This is a genomic window from Aeromonas sp. QDB25 (genome assembly GCF_027707725.1).
Taxonomy (GTDB): Bacteria; Pseudomonadota; Gammaproteobacteria; order Enterobacterales; family Aeromonadaceae; genus Aeromonas; species Aeromonas caviae.
In genome coordinates this window covers 1-606 of the sequence record NZ_JAPCIZ010000246.1, presented here as the reverse complement: position 1 = coordinate 606, position 606 = coordinate 1, and the positions used below count along the sequence as shown (strand labels likewise).

Annotated in this window: 1 protein-coding gene and 1 pseudogene; one reads left to right on the top strand and one right to left on the bottom strand. The window is 39.8% G+C overall.

Annotated elements, in window-relative coordinates; translation table 11 throughout:
- Positions 1–372: pseudogene (locus PG883_RS23750) on the top strand (hypothetical protein); the annotation flags it as partial.
- 32 nt (positions 373–404) lie between these two features.
- Here PG883_RS23750 and PG883_RS23745 read toward each other — a convergent pair.
- Positions 405–606 (bottom strand): hypothetical protein (locus tag PG883_RS23745; RefSeq protein WP_270808517.1); only part of this gene is annotated, 202 nt, incomplete at its 5' end.

The window sequence follows — 606 nt, the reverse complement described above, 5'->3', positions numbered from 1 at the left end:
GGTACTTTCTATGTTTGTTTAAAATTAGCAACAGATCCCTTCGGAAGCCCTTTTGTATTTGATCAGCCTGAAGATGATCTAGATAATGAGTTTATTATGTCTCAACTAGTCCCACTGTTTAGGAAAATCAAAAAATATCGTCAAGTCATAATCGTCACCCATAACGCAAATTTAGTTGTCAATACGGACTCTGAACAAATAATAATAGCCGACAACCAAGGCGAACACATTAAATATAAGTCAGGTGCCGTTGAAGATGGTAACGTGCGAGAGAATTCCGGCATACGAGCAGATATCTGCAATATTCTCGAAGGCGGTAGTTATGCTTTTGAAAAAAGAGAGCGAAAATATGGTATCCAAGATTTGGCATAACCAAATTTATCCACAAAAAACACGGCTATGAACTAGATTTCATCGAAAAAAATCCTCAAACCGCAGCCTTGAGCTGCGGTTTTTATTTCTATTCCCCATACACGTAGATCCCCAACCCCTTGCACCTGACTCTTATACACAAATAGCGGTCTGAACGGAACTTTTCCCGTTTTCCAGGATCTGATCTTCCATGTGACTCCCAACATGGTAACGATCATGCTAACTTCTGCTCTT